Here is a 15,682-nt window from a genome sequence, read left to right on the forward strand (position 1 = left end):
TAGGCCGGAGTGTGACATCGGCGGGCGCCCCGGCCTGGTGCGCCTCAGAGCTTGGTGACCGGCGAGTAGCGCAGCAGGAGGCGCTTCACGCCGTCCGTCCCGAAGTCGATCTTCGCGACCTGGCTCGACCCGGCGCCCTCGAGCGCGACGACCGTGCCGAGGCCGTAGGCGTCGTGCGTCACCCGGTCGCCGACGTCGAGGCTCGGCACGTCCGCGCGCGGCGTCGCGGACCCGAACGTCGCCCCTGTGGCCTGGCTCGGCGCGGTGCGCGGCCCCGTCCCTCCGGTGGCGCCCGACCGGACTCGGCCGGACCCGACGCCGCCGCTCCCCCACGACCCGCGGAGCTGCTGCATGCTCGACTCCGCCCGCCGCCAGTCCAGGAGCTCGTCCGGGATGTCGTCGAGGAACCGGGACGCCGGCAGCTCGTGCGGTACGCCGAACGCTGTACGCACGGCGGCACGCGAGATGTACAAGCGCTCCCGGGCGCGGGTCAGGGCGACGTAGGCCAGACGGCGCTCCTCGCTGAGCTCCGCCGGGTCGGCCAGCGACCGGGCGTGCGGGAACGTGCCGTCCTCCAGCCCGGTCACGAACACGACGGGGAACTCCAGACCCTTCGCCGTGTGGACCGTCATGAGCGTGACGACGCCGCCCGACGCGTCGTCGTCCGGGAGCTGGTCGGTGTCTGCGACGAGCGCCACGCGCTCGAGGAAGTCGCCGAGGTCGCCGTCCGGGTCGGCCTCGGAGAACTCGGCCGCCACCGCGTGCAGCTCGGCCAGGTTCTCGACACGCGTGGCGTCCTGCGGGTCGTCGCTCGCGCGCAGCTCGGCGAGGTATCCCGACCGGTCGAGCGCGGAGTCCAGCACCTCGGCGGGCGTGGCACCGCCGGCGGCCATCGCACGGAGGTCGGCCAGCAGCCGCGCGAACTCCGTGACGATGCCGAGAGCGCGCGTCGCCAGGCCGGGCACGTCGGCGGCCGCCTCGAGCGCCGCGCCGAAGGAGATCCGCTCCCGCTCCGCGTACGCGGCGATGACGGCCTCGCTGCGCTCCCCCAGGCCGCGCTTGGGCACGTTGAGGATGCGGCGGACGTTGACGGCGTCGTCCGGGTTCGCGATGGCCCTCAGGTAGGCGATCGCGTCCTTGACCTCACGCCGTTCGTAGAACCGCGTGCCGCCGACCACCTTGTACGGGATGCCGGCGCGGATCAGGACCTCCTCCAGCGCCCGCGACTGCGCGTTCGTGCGGTAGAAGACGGCGACGTCGCCCGGCCGGACGCCGCTCGCGTCGCCGAGCCGGTCGATCTCCTCGGCGACGAAGCGCGCCTCCTCGTGGTCGGAGTCGGCGACGTAGCCGATGATCTTCGGCCCGGCGCCGGCCGCCGTCCACAGGTTCTTGGCCTTGCGGTCGGGGTTGCGGGCGATGACGGCGTTCGCCGCGGAGAGGATGTTCTGCGTCGAGCGGTAGTTCTGCTCGAGCAGGATCGTCGTCGCGTCCGGGTAGTCGGCCTCGAACTCGAGGATGTTGCGGATCGTGGCGCCGCGGAACGCGTAGATGGACTGGTCGGCGTCGCCGACGACGGTCAGCTCCGCGGGGAGCACGGGCGCCGGGCCACGGTCGAGGTCGGAGTCGCCGCCGTCGTCGTACGCCTGCGTGGCGACGCCCGCGAGCTCGCGCACCAGGACGTACTGCGCGTGGTTGGTGTCCTGGTACTCGTCCACGAGCACGTGGCGGAACCTGCGGCGATAGTGCTCCGCGACGGCCGGGAACGCCTGGAGCAGGTTCACCGTGGTCATGATGAGGTCGTCGAAGTCCAGCGCGTTCGCCTGCCGCAGCCGCTGCGCGTACATCCGGTAGGCCTCGGCGAGGTTCTCCTCGTACGGGTTCGAGCCACCCACGCCCGCCGCGAACGCGTCCGGGTCCACGAGCTCGTTCTTCAGGTCGGAGACGCGGTGGATGAAGGCCTTGGGCGGGTACCGCTTCGGGTCCAGACCCAGCTCGCGGCACACGAGGGTCATGAGACGCAGGGAGTCGGCGGCGTCGTAGATGGAGAAGCTCGACCGGAGGCCGAGCACCGCGTGCTCGCGGCGCAGGATGCGCACGCAGGCGGAGTGGAACGTCGACACCCACATCGCGCGGGCCGGTGGACCCACGAGCGCCTCCACCCGCTCGCGCATCTCGGCCGCCGCCTTGTTCGTGAACGTGATCGCGAGGATCTCGCCCGGGCGCGCGCGCCGCGTCGCCAGCAGGTACGCGATGCGGTGCGTGAGCACACGCGTCTTGCCCGAGCCGGCACCGGCGATGATGAGCAGCGGAGGGCCGGAGTGCACGACAGCCGCCCGCTGGTGCGGGTTCAGCCCCTCGAGCAGCGCCTCGGCGTCGCGGCCGCGGCCGCCGCGGACGGGCTCGGGTTGTGCGTCTTCCCGGGGCGGGACGAGGCCCGGGAGGCGCGCGCCGTCGGCCGTCACGGCGCTGTGCGCCGTCGCGGTGTCGGCGGCGAGAGCGCCGGTGAGCGGGAGGTTGTCGAAGAGCGAGGTCATGGCGGTCCCAGCGTAGGCGCCGCTGCCCACATCGCGGCCCGCGCCCGGCACTAGCGTGGATGCCGTGACGACGTCGGATGCTCGGGACGCGGCCGCCACGAGCGTGCCCCCGAACGACCCTGCCGCCGTCGTCGGCCGCGCGCATCCACCCGCGCCCGAGGGCGCCCCGGATCCGGAGACCGCCGAGTGGCGGCGGCCGCCGGCCACGCCGGCGCAGCGACGGAACGACGCGCTCGGCGCCGCCGGGCTCTTCGCCGGCGCCGTGCTCTCGATGCTCCTGTACCGCGCGACGAACATGCTGCCCGACCCCGCGTCGCCGCAGGTGTCCGTGCTGGTCCTGGCCGCGGCCATCGCCCCTCTCGCGTGGCGGCGCCGGTGGCCGAGCGCCGTCGCCGGCGTGGTGGCCGCCGCGTTCGTCGTCGCGGGCGAGATCGCGGTCCCGGAGACCGTCTTCCTCAACATCGCCCTGTTCTGCGCCATCTACACGGTCGGCGCGTGGGAGCTGAACCGCCGGCGGGCGGTCGTCGTCCGGGCGCTCGTCGTCGACCTGATGCTGCTCTGGCTCCTCACCAGCTTCTTCCGCGTCGCCACCGACCCGCCCGAGGGCGAGGAGGTGGCGTTCGGACCCGGCGGCCTGACGCCGCTGGCGGCGTACCTGCTCATCCAGCTGATGATCAACGTCCTGTACTTCGCCGGCGCGTACTGGTTCGGCAACCACGCGTGGGCGGCCGCGCGGAACCGGGCGCGGCTCGAGGAACGGGCCCGCCAGCTCGTCGCGGAACGCGCGAAGGTCGAGGCGCAGGCCGTGACGATCGAACGGCTCCGCCTCGCGCGGGAGCTGCACGACGCCGTCGCGCACCACGTCTCGCTCATGGGCGTGCAGGCCGCCGCGGCGCGCACGCTGGCGGCCACCGATCCCGCCCGCTCCGCGGTCGCCCTGGAGCATGTCGAGGACTCCGCCCGCGAGGCGGTCTCCGAGCTCCACGGCCTGCTCGGCACGCTGCGCGAGGACGCTCCCGCTCCCGGCGGCGACGAACCCGTCGGCTCCCTCGGCGTCGAACGCCTCGAGGAGCTCGTCGCCGACGCGCGGGTCGCCGGCACGCCGGTGCGGTTCGAGGTGGTCGGCGAGGAGGTGCGCCTGCCGCCGCTGGTCTCGCTCAACCTGTACCGCATCGCGCAGGAGGGGCTCACGAACGTCCGCAAGCACGCCGGCCGCGGCGCGAGCGCGGACGTGCGCCTGCGCTATCTCGTCGGTGCCGTGGAGCTGGAGGTGACCGACGACGGCGCCGGTCGCCGTCGCCGGCAGGCACCCGCGGGGACGGGCGGGCTGGGCGTGCTCGGCATGCGCGAACGGGTCGCCGCGGACGGGGGCACGCTCCACGTCGGCCCGCGGCGCGGCGGCGGCTACGTCCTCCGCGCCCACGTGCCGCTGCCGACCGGCGGGCCCGCGTGAGCGCGCGGGCCGACGCCGTCCGCATCGTCCTCGTCGACGACCAGGTGCTGCTCCGCGAGGGCATCGCGACGATCCTCGGCGCGCAGCCCGGCCTCGAGGTCGTCGGGCAGGCGGGCTCGGGTGCGGAGGCGCTCGACGTCGTCGCGGGCACACAGCCCGACGTCGTCTGCATGGACGTGGAGATGCCCGGGATGGACGGCATCGAGGCGACCCGACGGATCGTCGCCGACCCCCGCTCCCACGCACGTGTGCTCGTGCTCACCACGTTCAACCGCGACGACTACCTGCACGCGGCCCTGGCCGCCGGCGCCAGCGGGTTCCTGCTCAAGACGTCCCGCCCGGACCAGCTCGCGGCGGCCGTCCGGTCGGTCGCCGCGGGAGACGCGCTCCTCTCGCCCGAGGTGACCCGCGCCGTCATCGAACGCGCTGTCGCCCGCGAAGCCGGACCGCCGCCGGCACCGTCGCCGGCAGCGCAGGCGCTCACGGAACGTGAGCTGGTCGTCCTGCGCCTGCTCGCCCGCGGGCTCAACAACGACGAGATCGCCGCCGAGCTCGTCGTCGGGCGGGCCACGGTGAAGACCCACGTCTCGAACGTGCTCGCCAAGCTCCAGCTGCGGGACCGGGTGCAGGCCGTGGCCTACGCCTACCGGCACGGTCTGGCCGGAGGGGACTGAGCCGCCCTCTCCGCCGCGCGGCGGAGAGGGAAGATCCGTCGCACGCCGGAGGCGCCGCCACGCCGTCGCGCCCTACCGTCGAGGTACCACCCGACGAGAGGCGAACCATGCTGCGCTTGGACGGCATCGACCGGTCCTTCGGGGACCGGCAGGTGCTCCACGACGTGTCCTTCACCGTCGAACGGGGCTTGCTGACGGGTTTCGTGGGCGGGAACGGCGCGGGCAAGACGACGACGATGCGGATCATCCTCGGGGTGCTCGCCGCGAACGCGGGGTCGGTGACGCTCGACGGCCGGCCGCTCGGCGGCGAGCAGCGGCGCACGTTCGGGTACATGCCCGAGGAGCGCGGGCTCTACCCGAAGATGAAGGCCGCGGAACAGCTCACCTACCTCGCCCGCCTGCACGGGTTCGAGCGGCACGCGGCGGAGGACCAGGCGCGCGCGCTGCTGGACCGGCTCGGCCTGACCGAACGGGCCGACGACCCGCTCGAGTCGCTCTCGCTGGGAAACCAGCAACGCGTGCAGATCGCCGCGGCGCTCGTGCACGACCCCGCCGTCCTCATCCTCGACGAGCCGTTCTCCGGGCTGGACCCGCTCGCCGTCGACGTCGTCGTGGCGGTGCTGGCCGAGCATGCCGAGCGCTGCGTCCCCGTGCTGTTCTCCTCGCACCAGCTCGATCTCGTCGAGCGGCTGTGCGACCGGCTCGTCATCATCTCGGGCGGACGCATCCGGGCCGCCGGCTCCCGCGACAGCCTGCGCGACCAGTTCTCCGCGAGCCGGTACGAGCTCACCGCGGCGACCGACGTCGGTTGGGTCCGAGGCGTGCCCGGGGTCGAGGTCGTCGAGTTCGACGGCGGCTCCGCGCTCTTCGAGGCCGACGACGCCGCAGCCCAGCACGTGCTGCGCGCTGCCGTCGAGCGGGGTCCCGTCACGTCCTTCACGCCGATCCGGCCCACGCTCGGCGAGATCTTCCGCGACGTCGTCACCGACGAGTCGCCCGACAGCGATGAGAAGGGTGCCGCATGACCACGCAGACCCCCACGCGGGAACGTACAGGCGCCGGGGGGCGCCGCCCCATGTCGTTCGGCGCGGCGTCGCTGCTCGTCGCCGAGCGGGAGATCACCACGCAGGTGAGGAGCAAGTCGTTCCTCATCTCGACGGCGATCACACTCGTCATCGTGCTCGGCGGCATCATCGTCTCGAGCCTCATCGGCGGCGGGCCGCAGGACGACACGCGGGTCGCCGTCGTCGCGGGGACCGCTGACGCCGTCTCCTCCGTCGAGGGCATCGAGGCGGTTCCCGCCGACGACGCCGCGGCGGCCGAGGAGCTCGTCCGGTCGGGCGACGTCGCCGCCGCGCTCGTGCCGGACGCCGAGTCCGAGCTCGGGTTCACCGTGGTCGCGCTGACCGAGGCGCCGGCCGACGTGCTCTCCGCGCTGTCGGTGACCCCGCCCGTCGAGCTGCTCGAGGAGACGGCGACCAACGACGGCATCCGCTACCTCGTGTCGCTGGCGTTCGGGCTCGTCTTCATGATGTCGGCGATCGGCTCCGGCTCGATGATCGCCCAGAACACGGTCCAGGAGAAGCAGACCCGGATCGTCGAGATCCTGCTCTCCGCCGTGCCGGCGCGCGCGCTGCTCGCGGGGAAGGTGCTCGGCAACAGCGTCGTCGCCGTCGGGCAGACGGCGGCCATCGGCGCCGTGGCCGCGCTCGGCCTCGTGCTGACGGGCCAGAACGAGCTGCTCGACCTGCTCAGTGCGCCACTCGTGTGGTTCGTCGTGTTCTTCCTGGTCGGCTTCGTGCTCGTCGCGGCGATCTTCGCCGCCGGGGCGTCGCTCGTGTCGCGGCAGGAGGACATCGGGTCGGTGATGATGCCGGCGATGATGCTCGTGATGATCCCGTACTTCGTGGTCGTCTTCCTCAACGACAACCCGGTCGCGATGACCATCGCGTCCTACGTGCCGTTCAGCGCGCCGGTCGCGATGCCGGTGCGACTGTTCCTGGGCGAGGCCGCGTGGTGGGAGCCGCTGCTCTCGCTGGCCGTCCTCGTGGTGACGACGCTCGGCGTCGTCGCCGTCGCCGCCCGGATCTACACGGGATCGCTGCTACGGACGGGGCCGAGGGTGTCGGTGCGCGCGGCGCTCGGCCGCGACTGACTCCTGCGGGAGCCGCCGGCACGACGTCCGTCGGCCCGAACGCCGTCGAGTGCGTGATGTCTCCCGATCCCGCCCGGCGGGTCGCGCGAGAGGTCACGCACTCGGCGGAGCGCTCAGCGCCAGAGGACGGCGATCGCGATGTTGACGACGGTGAGCCCGGCGATCGAGCCGAGGAGCCCAGCGGTGACCTTCTCGGGCCGGCGGGCGCCGAAGATCACGAGGCCCGTGACGAGCAGCGCGATGACGAGCTTGACGCCGATCTTCATGTTGTTCGGGTCGTCGACGGCGTCGCTGGCGGAGGCGATCCCGACCATGAGGATGCCGGTGACGAGAGCCGTGAGGATGCCGTGCATGACCCCCGTCGCGATCCGTGGCGGGCGGAAGTTCACGAGCACGCCGCCCAGCGTGATCGCCCATCCGATGAGGTGCAGGACGAGGAGGACGTAGTACAGGGTCTGCATGGCCGTGACGCTACGCCAGGGGGCGCGGCAGCCGCCATTCCGTGCGGCGTCACGGCGGCCGGGCCGTCGGTCTGCCGGGCGACGGCGAGGGGACGGCGAGGCGACGGCGAGGCGACGGCGACCGGTACGGTCGGACCCGACGCGAGGAGGAAGCGTGCAGCGACGCGACGTGATGGTGCTGAACGGGCCGAACCTCAACCGGTTGGGTGTGCGGCAGCCGGAGATCTACGGCACCGCGACGCTCGCCGACCTGGCGCGCTTCTGCCGGGAGTGGGGCGACGCGCTGGGTCTGACGGTGCGCTTCGAGCAGACGAACCACGAGGGGGTCATGGTCGACCTGCTCAACGAGGCGGCCGACGGCGCGCTGCCCGTCGTCCTGAACGCGGCGGCCTGGACGCACTACTCGTACGCGATCGCTGACGCGTGCGCTCAGCTGGTCGCGCCGCTCGTCGAGGTGCACCTGTCCGACCCCTCGTCGCGCCCGGAGGTGTGGCGGCACACGTCGGTCGTGACGCCGTACGCCTCGAGCGTGATCGCGGGTCGCGGCTTCGACGGGTACCGGCTCGCGCTCGAGCACCTCGCCGGCGCCTGAGGCGGGCAGCGTCGTCGGCCCGCGCGCCACCTCACATGCCGCCCCCGCCGTTCGCCGTCGCTTCCTCCCCCTGGTTGAAACGATCCAGTGGGCTCACGTGGTCGCTTGCGCGCCGTCCAGGCCGCAAATCGCGACGTTTGGATCGATTCGCCGCCTACAGGAGCCGGCGCTGCGCCGCCCACCGCGTCAGCTCGTGCCGCGACGACAGCTGCAGCTTCCGCAGCACGGCGGAGACGTGCGTCTCCACGGTCTTGATCGAGATGAACAGCTCGCTCGCCACCTCGCGGTACGTGTAGCCGCGGGCGATGAGCCGCATGACCTCGCGCTCCCGGGCGGTCAGCTTGTCGAGCTCGTCGCCGGTCGCGACGTCGCCGCCGATCGCCCCGAACGCGTCCAGCACGAACCCCGCGAGCCGAGGCGAGAACACCGCGTCTCCCCCGGCGACGCGCACGACGGCGTCGGACAGGTCCGTCCCGGTGATCGACTTCGTCACGTACCCGCGCGCGCCGGCGCGGATCACGGCGACCACGTCCTCCGCGGCGTCGGACACCGAGAGTGCGAGGAACCGCACGTCGGGCGCCAGCTCCGCGCACGCGCGGGCCACCTCGGCCCCGCCCCCGCCGTCGCCGCCGGGGAGATGGACGTCGAGCAGCACCACCGGCGGCCGCAGCGAGCGGACGAGCGCGATCGCCTCGTCGACCGTCTCGGCCTCCCCCACGATCCGCACCCGCTCGTCGAGGGAGGCGCGCACGCCGGTGCGGAACATGAGGTGGTCGTCCACGAGCACCACGTCGACGGGCAGCTGCGCCGGGGCGGCTCCCTCCGTCGGCCCGTGGCCGGTCGGCTCCGTCATGTCTCCTCCTCCTGGCGGCCTGCGGCCGTGGCGGTCGTCGCCGCGGGTCCGGCGCTCCCGTCCCGCGCCGGCGCCGGGACGCGAAGACGCACCTCCGTGCCGGCGTCCGACGATCGTACGGACGCGTCGCCACCACGCCGTCGCACCCGGCCGATGATCGACTCCCGCACCCCGAACCGGTCGGACGGGACGGCGTCGAGATCGAAGCCGTCACCGCGGTCACGGACGAACACCTCGACGTCCTGCGCGCCCACCTCGACATAGAGCGACACGGGCGGGCGGCCGTGCGCGACGGCGTTCACGAGCGCCTCGCGCGTCGCGAGCAGCAGGGCGTGGGTCGTCTCGTCCGGGATGCAGTCGCCGACAACGACGGTCTCGACGGCGACGGCGCTCCCGTCGGGCGCGGACCGGGTGTCCTCGACGTGCGCGACGACGTCCGCCACCTCCGCGGCGAGCGACGTGCCGGGGGCCGAGCGGTCGTCGTAGAGCCACGTCCGCAGCTCGCGCTCCTGGGCCCGCGCGAGCCGCGCGACGTCCGCGTCCGTCGCCCGGGCGCGGATGAGGGCGAGCGTCTGGAGCACGGAGTCGTGCAGGTGGGCGGCGATGTCGGCGCGCTCCGACTCGCGCGCCCGCGCGGCGCGTTCGTCGCCGAGCTCGCGGACCAGCCGGAGCCACCACGGTGCGAGCACGAGCGCGACACCCGCGAGGACGGCGAGCGCGGCCACGGCCGACTGCAGCAGCAGCGCCGGGTCGGCCTCCTGGCCGACGAGGAGCAGGACCCCCGCGGCTGCGATGACGAGACCGCCGACGAGGCGCAGCCGGCTGACCCGCGGGCTGTCCGCCCCCGAGCGCCGCGCGTCGAGCTGGCTCCACGCCAACGCGGTACCGGCCAGCAGCAGGAGGACCGGCACGTACCAGCGGGTCTCCGTGCTCATGCCGGAGCGCTGCGCCAGGACGACCACCGCGACCGCCAGCAGCCCCAGCGCGATCCCGATGTCGGCCACGCGGATCCGGCGCGGCGGCACGGCGGCGGCGTCCGGGTCCTGCGGTGGGCGCACGAGGCGGGTCCACGTGCTCGGCCGTTCCCGCGCGAGCGCGTCGGCAGGGTTCCCGGGCGGGATCGTGACCCACCAGAAGACGTACAGCACGAGGCCCGCACCCCCGAGCAGGCCGAGCGCCACGAACGCCCACCGGACGAGGTCCACGCGGATCCGCAGGTGCACGGAGAGCCCGCGGGCGACACCACCGATCCACCGGCCCTCATCGGGACGGCGCAGCGGGAGTCGGGCCTCGGTCATCCCCCGATCGTGGCACGAGGTGCGAGGCCCGGACCCCGGGCTCGGGGTCGAACCAGGGTGCGTGCCGGCCGAACTCAGGGGGAGGTTCAGGGTGTCCCCGGATGTCCCGACGGCGCCCCGGAGCGGGACGATCGTGGCATGAGCACGAACCTGCCCCCCGACCCGCCGACCGACCCTGCCGCGCCCGGCGTCCCACCGGCCGCCACCAGCGCCACCGGCCCCGCCACCGGCTTCTTCGACGCCGTGCGCCGGGTGGGCGTCACGCGCTCGGAGGATCGCTGGATCGGCGGCGTCGGCGGGGGGCTCGCCGACCGGTTCGGCGTCGACCCCCTGCTCGTCCGGGGGATCTTCGCCGTCAGCGTGCTCTTCGGAGGCCTCGGGCTCGTCCTCTACGGCGTCGCCTGGGCGCTGCTCCCGGAGCGCCGCGACGGCCGCATCCATCTGCAGGAGACCCTGCGCGGCACGTTCGACGTCGCGATCCTCGGTGCGCTGGCCTTCGTGGTCGTCGGCCTGAGCGTCGGCAACCGGTGGGTGTGGTGGTGGACGCCGCCGGGCTTCGGCTGGGTGTGGACGCTCGGCTGGATCGCTACCGTCGCCGTCGCGATCGTGCTCCTGGTCGCCCTCGTGAGCGGCCGACGCCGGGATGGCGGTGGCGGTGGCGGCACGCAGGTGCCGACGCCGCCCGCCGGACCGAGCCCGTGGGCCGGCGCCGGTCCGGCGCCGTCGAGCTCGTCGCCCGCCACGGGCCAGCCCCCGCTGGGCGGGACGACCTCGCCCGTGCCGCCGCCTGCGCCCGCCGGGCCGGAGCGCACCTCGGCCGCGTTCGCCGCGCCGACGTCCGCGGCCTCCGGCTCCCCGGCGCCGCAGGTCTCGTACCCGGTCCCGGGTGCCGGCCGGACGCCGCAGCCGCCCCGGCCGCCGCAACCGCCCCGACCCCCGCGCCCCCCGCGGCCCCCGCGACCACCCCGCCCGCGTCCTCTGGGACCCGGATCGACGACGGTGGGTGTCGTCGTCGCCCTGGCGGTCCTCGCCACCGCCGCCCTGCTCGTGGCCGACCGCATGAACGTGCTCGACGGCCGCGTGGTGCCCCTGGCCGTGGCCGCCGCGGTCGTCCTGATCGGCGCCGGGATCGTCGTGTCGGGCTTGCGCGGCCGGACGAGCGGAGTGCTCGGCTTCCTCGCGATCGTCGGCATCCTGCTCGGGTTCCCGGTGGCGTACAGCACCCACCGCCCGTGGTCCTGGGCGGACGCCGAGGGGCACGTGGCGGGCACCACCGACGTGACCTGGACGTCGCGGGACCAGGCCGCGGACGGATTCTGGCTGGGCGTCGGGTCTGCCCGGCTCGACCTGAGCGAGATCGAGCTCACGACCACCCCGCTCGACGTCCCGATCCGGGTCGCTGCCGGCGACGTCACCATCGTCGTCCCGCCGGACGCCGCCGTGCGTGCGGAGGTCACCACCGCCGACTCGACAGTCCTCTGGGCCGTCGACGACGACGTCGATCGCGTCAGCGACGTCACCGGCACCCGGCACTTCGTCAGCGACGAGGTCGCTGACGGTACGCCCGCCGAGCTGGTCCTGACGGTCGACGTCGGGGCCGGCAACGTCACGATCACAGAGGAGGACCGATGAGCAGCGACGACCGCACCCCGCCGGCCGACGAGGCGAACGAGGCGAACGAGCTGAACGAGGCGAATGACGAGCGCGCGACGGCGGCGGAGCCTGCGGCGGGGCACGAGCTCGCGCCCGAGGAGCCCACCGACGTCCTGCTGCCCACGCCTGAGCCCTACCCGCAGCCCTACTCGGAGCCCGAGCGGCCTCCGGAGCCGGAGCCGGAGGCAGGGAGCGAGCCGATCTTCCCGACAACCCCGACGCCCGTGGAGCCGACGGCGTGGGATGTGCCGCCCACGGGCGAGGCGACACCGTCGACACCCCCGGTCCGTGACGAGCCGGTCGTCATCACGCCCCCCGTCGCGCCGGTGCTCCGGTCGCGGGGTCCGCGCCCCGGGACCGTCGTGTGGGGCCTCGTCATCATGGCGGTGGGGATCGTGCTGATCGCGATCGCCTCCGGCGCGCGGATCGACCTGCAGCTCACCTTCATCGTGCTGCTGACCGGCGCAGGGCTCGCGCTCCTGATCGGCGCGCTGCTCGCCGGCCGACGCCGCGGCGCAAGCCGGGACGACGCGTCCGGTCCGCGGGTCACCGTCACTCGCGACTGACCCCGACTCCACCTTTCGCGACTCAGACCCCTGCGGCCGAGTCAGACCCTCGGGAGGGTCTGACTCGGCCGCACGGGTCTGAGTGAACGGGGCGGCGGCCCAGGTGTGGCCAGCGGGCGCGGGCCGGCCGGGCTCAGTAGCGCACGAGGCGCCGCGCCCGCGCGTACTCCCGCTCCGCGGCGGCCAGCACGTCGAGCCAGTCCGCCTCGGGAGGCGTGGCCGCGTTGTGCGCGTGGATCGCGGCCCGGAGGTCGGGCTCGGTGGCGAGGCGCACGACGGCGTCGGCGAGCGCGTCGTCGTCGTCGGCCAGCAGCCCGTCGCGGCCGTCGGCGACGAACCCGCTGATCCCGGTGCCCGTCCGCGCGACCACGGCAAGTCCGGCGGCACGTGCCTCCAACGCCGCGATGCCGAAGGCCTCGAGCTGCGCGGGTGAGAGGAACGCGTCCTGCTCCCGGTAGAGCGCCGGCAGGTCGGCGCGCGGCACTCGGCCGAGCAGCTCGACGTCGTCGGCGACGCCCAGCCGGGCGGCCTCGGCCCGCACGGCGCCGGCGTCGGGGCCGTCGCCGGCCACGGTGAGCCGCACCCGGCCCGGGCCGATGCGTTCCGCCACGTCGGCGACGACGCGCACGAGCACGCGTGCCCTCTTGCGCGGCGCGAGCCTCTGGGTCGCGACCACCCGGAGCGGCGCATCCGCCGCTCGGTCCGCCCGCGGGCCGGTCGGCGCCCACACCGCGACGTCGAGCCCGTTCGGCAGGACGCCGACGTCGGCCGGCTCGCCGTCGGGGAGCGGGAGCGCCCGCGCCACGCGCTCCGCCGCCACCGCGCTGACCGCCGACAGGGCGGCGCTCTCACCGTCCCAGCCGATCAGGGACGCGCCTCGGCGCAGCACCCCCTCGACGCCGTCGAGCATGCAGTGCCACGTGATCGCGAGCGGCAGGTCCAGGTCGCGCGCCGCCCGCGCGCCGTCGAACGCGAACGGGCTGAGCACGCCCGCGTGCACGTGGACGACGTCCGGGGCGAGCGCCGAGAGCGCCCGCGAGACGAGCGCGTGCCCCCGCGGGTGGATCGGCACGCCGAACGTGACGCGCGAGGCGACGCGATGCACGCGGACGCCGTCGGCGCTCGTCGCCGTCGACCGGTACCTGTTCCGCCCGCGGTGCGGCAGGGCCGCCGTCGCCGTCAGGACGTGGACGTCGTGACCGGCGCGGGCCTGGTGAGCGGCGAGGTCACCCACCTGCGTCTCGATGCCGCCGACCCGGGGCGCGAAGCAGTCGGAGACGTGGACGATGCGCACGTCACTCCCACTCGATGGTGCCCGGCGGCTTGCTGGTGACGTCGAGGACCACGCGGTTGACCTCGGCCACCTCGTTCGTGATGCGGGTCGAGATCGTGGCGAGGACGTCGTATGGGACGCGCGTCCAGTCCGCCGTCATCGCGTCCTCGCTGGAGACGGGCCGGAGCACCACGGGGTGGCCGTACGTGCGGCCGTCGCCCTGGACACCCACCGACCGCACGTCGGCGAGCAGCACCACGGGGCACTGCCAGATGTCGCGGTCGAGGCCCGCCCGGGTGAGCTCCTCGCGCGCGATCGCATCGGCGGCGCGCAGGACGTCGAGCCGGTCCGCCGTGACCTCGCCGACGATCCGGATGCCGAGGCCGGGGCCCGGGAACGGCTGGCGCCAGACGATCTCCTCGGGCACCCCGAGCTCGAGGCCGACGGCGCGGACCTCGTCCTTGAACAGGGTGCGCAGCGGCTCGACCAGCTCGAACTCGAGGTCCTCGGGCAGGCCGCCGACGTTGTGGTGGCTCTTGATGTTGGCCGCGCCCTCGCCGCCCCCGGACTCGACGACGTCGGGGTACAGGGTGCCCTGGACGAGGAAGCGCACGTCGGCGCCGTCCTCGCCCGCCTGGGCCACCAGGTCGCGCGCCGCCGCCTCGAACACCCGGATGAACTCGCGGCCGATGATCTTCCGCTTCTGCTCCGGGTCGCTGATGCCGGCCAGCGCCGTCAGGAACCGCTCCCGCGCGTCGACGACCATGAGGTGCACGCCGGTCGCGTCGACGAAGTCGCGTTCGACCTGCTCCGCCTCGCCGGCGCGGAGCAGCCCGTGGTCCACGAAGACGCACGTGAGCTGGTCACCGATCGCGCGCTGCACGAGGGCGGCGGCGACGGCGGAGTCGACGCCGCCCGAGAGCCCGCAGATCGCCCGCGCGTCACCGACCTGCGCCCGGATCGCCGCCACCTGGTCGGCGATCACGTTGCCCGGCGTCCAGTCCGGGCTCAGGCCCGCACCGTCGTACAGGAACCGCTCCAGCACCTCCTGGCCGTGCGCCGAGTGCCGCACCTCCGGGTGCCACTGCACGCCGTACAGCCGCCGCGCGCGGTCCTCGAACGCCGCCACCGGCGAGCCGGACGACGTCGCCAGCACCTCGAACCCGTCCGGCGCCCGATGGACGGCGTCGCCGTGGCTCATCCACGCCGTCTGGCGCTCGGGCGTCCCGGCGAGCAGGACGCCGGCGGCGCACACCTCGACCTCGGTGCCGCCGAACTCACGCAGCCCGGTCTGCGCCACGTCGCCGCCGAGTGCCTGCGCCATCGCCTGGAACCCGTAGCAGATCCCGAGCACCGGCACCCCGGCGGCGAACAGCTCGGGGTCGACGAACGGGGCCCCGGTCGCGTACACCGAGGACGGCCCGCCGGACAGGATGATCGCCGCGGGGTTGCGTTCGAGCATCTGGGCCGGGGTCCACGTGTGGGGCACGATCTCGGAGTAGACGTTCGCCTCGCGCACGCGCCGGGCGATGAGCTGGGCGTACTGGGCCCCGAAGTCGACGACGAGCACGGGCCGCGGGGTCGCCGGCGAGGGCGGTGGCGGCGGGGTCGGGGACTCCGACGTCGATGTGGCCGGGACGGTCTGCGCGGATGCGGTCACGCACCCAGGATAGGCGGCTGCTCTACCCCTCGGTCGCGGCTCCGGAGCGCTGCGCCAGCGTCTCGGCGACCCAGCCCTTCGCCCGGTGCTCGACGACGAACGACAGCACGGGGACGATGCCGCCGGCGATCATCACGGCGAGCCGCCCGAGGGTCCACCGCATCCGCGACCAGAGGTCGAACACCGTGACGGCGTAGATCACGTAGATCCAGCCGTGCACGATCGCGATCCAGTTCCCGATCACCGGCCGGGCCGCTCCGGTGGCCGGGTCGACGCCGCTCGCGTGGAACACGTACTTGAGCAGCATCTCCAGGCACAGCAGGAGCAGCATGCCGCCGGTGACGAACGCCATGATCCGGTACCGGCCGAACGCGCTCCGGACCTTCGTGGCGTCGTCGCGGACCTCCGCGCGCACCGCTGCGGCCTCGTCGCCCGTGAGCCGGTCCGGGTCGGACGGAGTGGACATGCGTACCTCTTTCGCCGGAGTCGTACCGCCATTCTCGCAGCCCG

14 protein-coding genes are annotated in these 15,682 nt (G+C 74.3%); 7 read left to right on the forward strand and 7 right to left on the reverse strand.

Annotated elements, in window-relative coordinates:
• Positions 1 to 44: 44 nt before the first annotated feature.
• Positions 45 to 2,534: a DNA helicase PcrA gene (gene pcrA / locus BCAV_RS15245; RefSeq protein ID WP_015883510.1), complete on the reverse strand. Its 2,490-nt coding sequence runs from the start codon at positions 2,532 to 2,534 to the stop codon at positions 45 to 47.
• A 64-nt stretch (positions 2,535 to 2,598) separates the two neighbouring features.
• Here pcrA and BCAV_RS15250 point away from each other — a divergent pair, with 64 nt between their 5' ends.
• The 4 genes from BCAV_RS15250 (at position 2,599) to BCAV_RS15265 (ending at position 6,816) form a co-directional block, all read left to right on the forward strand.
• Positions 2,599 to 3,987 carry a sensor histidine kinase gene (locus BCAV_RS15250; RefSeq protein WP_245528866.1) on the forward strand — a complete coding sequence of 463 codons (1,389 nt, stop codon included), beginning with the start codon at positions 2,599 to 2,601 and terminating at the stop codon, positions 3,985 to 3,987.
• Positions 3,984 to 4,661, forward strand: a complete 678-nt coding sequence (locus BCAV_RS15255; protein WP_015883512.1) for a response regulator — start codon at positions 3,984 to 3,986, stop codon at positions 4,659 to 4,661. Before BCAV_RS15250 ends, BCAV_RS15255 begins: the two co-directional genes overlap by 4 nt.
• A gap of 107 nt (positions 4,662 to 4,768) precedes the next feature.
• On the forward strand, positions 4,769 to 5,686 hold the full coding sequence (locus BCAV_RS15260) for an ABC transporter ATP-binding protein (RefSeq protein ID WP_015883513.1): 918 nt from the start codon (positions 4,769 to 4,771) through the stop codon (positions 5,684 to 5,686).
• Complete coding sequence (locus tag BCAV_RS15265) at positions 5,683 to 6,816, forward strand: ABC transporter permease (RefSeq protein WP_015883514.1); 1,134 nt, start codon at positions 5,683 to 5,685, stop codon at positions 6,814 to 6,816. Before BCAV_RS15260 ends, BCAV_RS15265 begins: the two co-directional genes overlap by 4 nt.
• 113 nt (positions 6,817 to 6,929) lie before the next feature.
• Here BCAV_RS15265 and BCAV_RS15270 read toward each other — a convergent pair whose 3' ends face one another.
• Positions 6,930 to 7,277: a hypothetical protein gene (locus BCAV_RS15270; RefSeq protein ID WP_015883515.1), complete on the reverse strand. Its 348-nt coding sequence runs from the start codon at positions 7,275 to 7,277 to the stop codon at positions 6,930 to 6,932.
• 154 nt (positions 7,278 to 7,431) lie between these two features.
• Here BCAV_RS15270 and BCAV_RS15275 point away from each other — a divergent pair, with 154 nt between their 5' ends.
• Complete coding sequence (locus BCAV_RS15275) at positions 7,432 to 7,869, forward strand: type II 3-dehydroquinate dehydratase (RefSeq protein WP_015883516.1); 438 nt, start codon at positions 7,432 to 7,434, stop codon at positions 7,867 to 7,869.
• Positions 7,870 to 8,023: 154 nt separating this feature from the next.
• Here BCAV_RS15275 and BCAV_RS15280 read toward each other — a convergent pair whose 3' ends face one another.
• Positions 8,024 to 8,722, reverse strand: a complete 699-nt coding sequence (locus BCAV_RS15280; RefSeq protein ID WP_015883517.1) for a LuxR C-terminal-related transcriptional regulator — start codon at positions 8,720 to 8,722, stop codon at positions 8,024 to 8,026.
• Entirely contained in the window at positions 8,719 to 10,020 is a 1,302-nt protein-coding gene (locus BCAV_RS15285; protein ID WP_015883518.1) for an ATP-binding protein, read from the reverse strand. Before BCAV_RS15285 ends, BCAV_RS15280 begins: the two co-directional genes overlap by 4 nt.
• 138 nt (positions 10,021 to 10,158) lie before the next feature.
• On the opposite strand from BCAV_RS15285, the gene BCAV_RS15290 reads away from it, so the two are divergent.
• Entirely contained in the window at positions 10,159 to 11,652 is a 1,494-nt protein-coding gene (locus BCAV_RS15290) for a PspC domain-containing protein (RefSeq protein WP_015883519.1), read from the forward strand.
• Positions 11,649 to 12,239 (forward strand): hypothetical protein, encoded by a 591-nt coding sequence (locus BCAV_RS15295; protein WP_015883520.1) that lies wholly within the window; start codon positions 11,649 to 11,651, stop codon positions 12,237 to 12,239. Before BCAV_RS15290 ends, BCAV_RS15295 begins: the two co-directional genes overlap by 4 nt.
• Positions 12,240 to 12,372: 133 nt before the next feature.
• Here the strand turns inward: BCAV_RS15295 and BCAV_RS15300 are convergent, their stop codons facing one another.
• From BCAV_RS15300 to BCAV_RS15310, 3 genes are read right to left on the reverse strand one after another with little or no spacing between them, the layout of a single operon-like run.
• Positions 12,373 to 13,533, reverse strand: coding sequence for a glycosyltransferase (locus BCAV_RS15300; RefSeq protein ID WP_015883521.1), 1,161 nt, complete (start codon positions 13,531 to 13,533; stop codon positions 12,373 to 12,375).
• A 1-nt stretch (position 13,534) separates the two neighbouring features.
• Positions 13,535 to 15,172, reverse strand: coding sequence for a glutamine-hydrolyzing GMP synthase (guaA, locus tag BCAV_RS15305; protein ID WP_083770058.1), 1,638 nt, complete (start codon positions 15,170 to 15,172; stop codon positions 13,535 to 13,537).
• 22 nt (positions 15,173 to 15,194) lie between these two features.
• On the reverse strand, positions 15,195 to 15,638 hold the full coding sequence (locus BCAV_RS15310) for a DUF3817 domain-containing protein (protein WP_015883523.1): 444 nt from the start codon (positions 15,636 to 15,638) through the stop codon (positions 15,195 to 15,197).
• Between the last annotated feature and the right edge of the window lie 44 nt (positions 15,639 to 15,682).

Origin of the sequence: Beutenbergia cavernae DSM 12333 (genome assembly GCF_000023105.1) — a bacterium.
Taxonomy (GTDB): Bacteria; Actinomycetota; Actinomycetes; order Actinomycetales; family Beutenbergiaceae; genus Beutenbergia; species Beutenbergia cavernae.

Excerpts from the sequence above, each read along its gene's own strand:
- BCAV_RS15270 (WP_015883515.1), bottom strand. The coding sequence starts at position 7,277 with ATGCAGACCCTGTACTACGTCCTCCTCGTCCTGCACCTCATCGGATGG.
- BCAV_RS15285 (WP_015883518.1), bottom strand. The coding sequence starts at position 10,020 with ATGACCGAGGCCCGACTCCCGCTGCGCCGTCCCGATGAGGGCCGGTGG.
- BCAV_RS15280 (WP_015883517.1), bottom strand. The coding sequence starts at position 8,722 with ATGACGGAGCCGACCGGCCACGGGCCGACGGAGGGAGCCGCCCCGGCG.
- BCAV_RS15260 (WP_015883513.1), top strand. The coding sequence starts at position 4,769 with ATGCTGCGCTTGGACGGCATCGACCGGTCCTTCGGGGACCGGCAGGTG.
- BCAV_RS15290 (WP_015883519.1), top strand. The coding sequence starts at position 10,159 with ATGAGCACGAACCTGCCCCCCGACCCGCCGACCGACCCTGCCGCGCCC.
- pcrA (WP_015883510.1), bottom strand. The coding sequence starts at position 2,534 with ATGACCTCGCTCTTCGACAACCTCCCGCTCACCGGCGCTCTCGCCGCC.
- BCAV_RS15265 (WP_015883514.1), top strand. The coding sequence starts at position 5,683 with ATGACCACGCAGACCCCCACGCGGGAACGTACAGGCGCCGGGGGGCGC.
- BCAV_RS15295 (WP_015883520.1), top strand. The coding sequence starts at position 11,649 with ATGAGCAGCGACGACCGCACCCCGCCGGCCGACGAGGCGAACGAGGCG.
- BCAV_RS15310 (WP_015883523.1), bottom strand. The coding sequence starts at position 15,638 with ATGTCCACTCCGTCCGACCCGGACCGGCTCACGGGCGACGAGGCCGCA.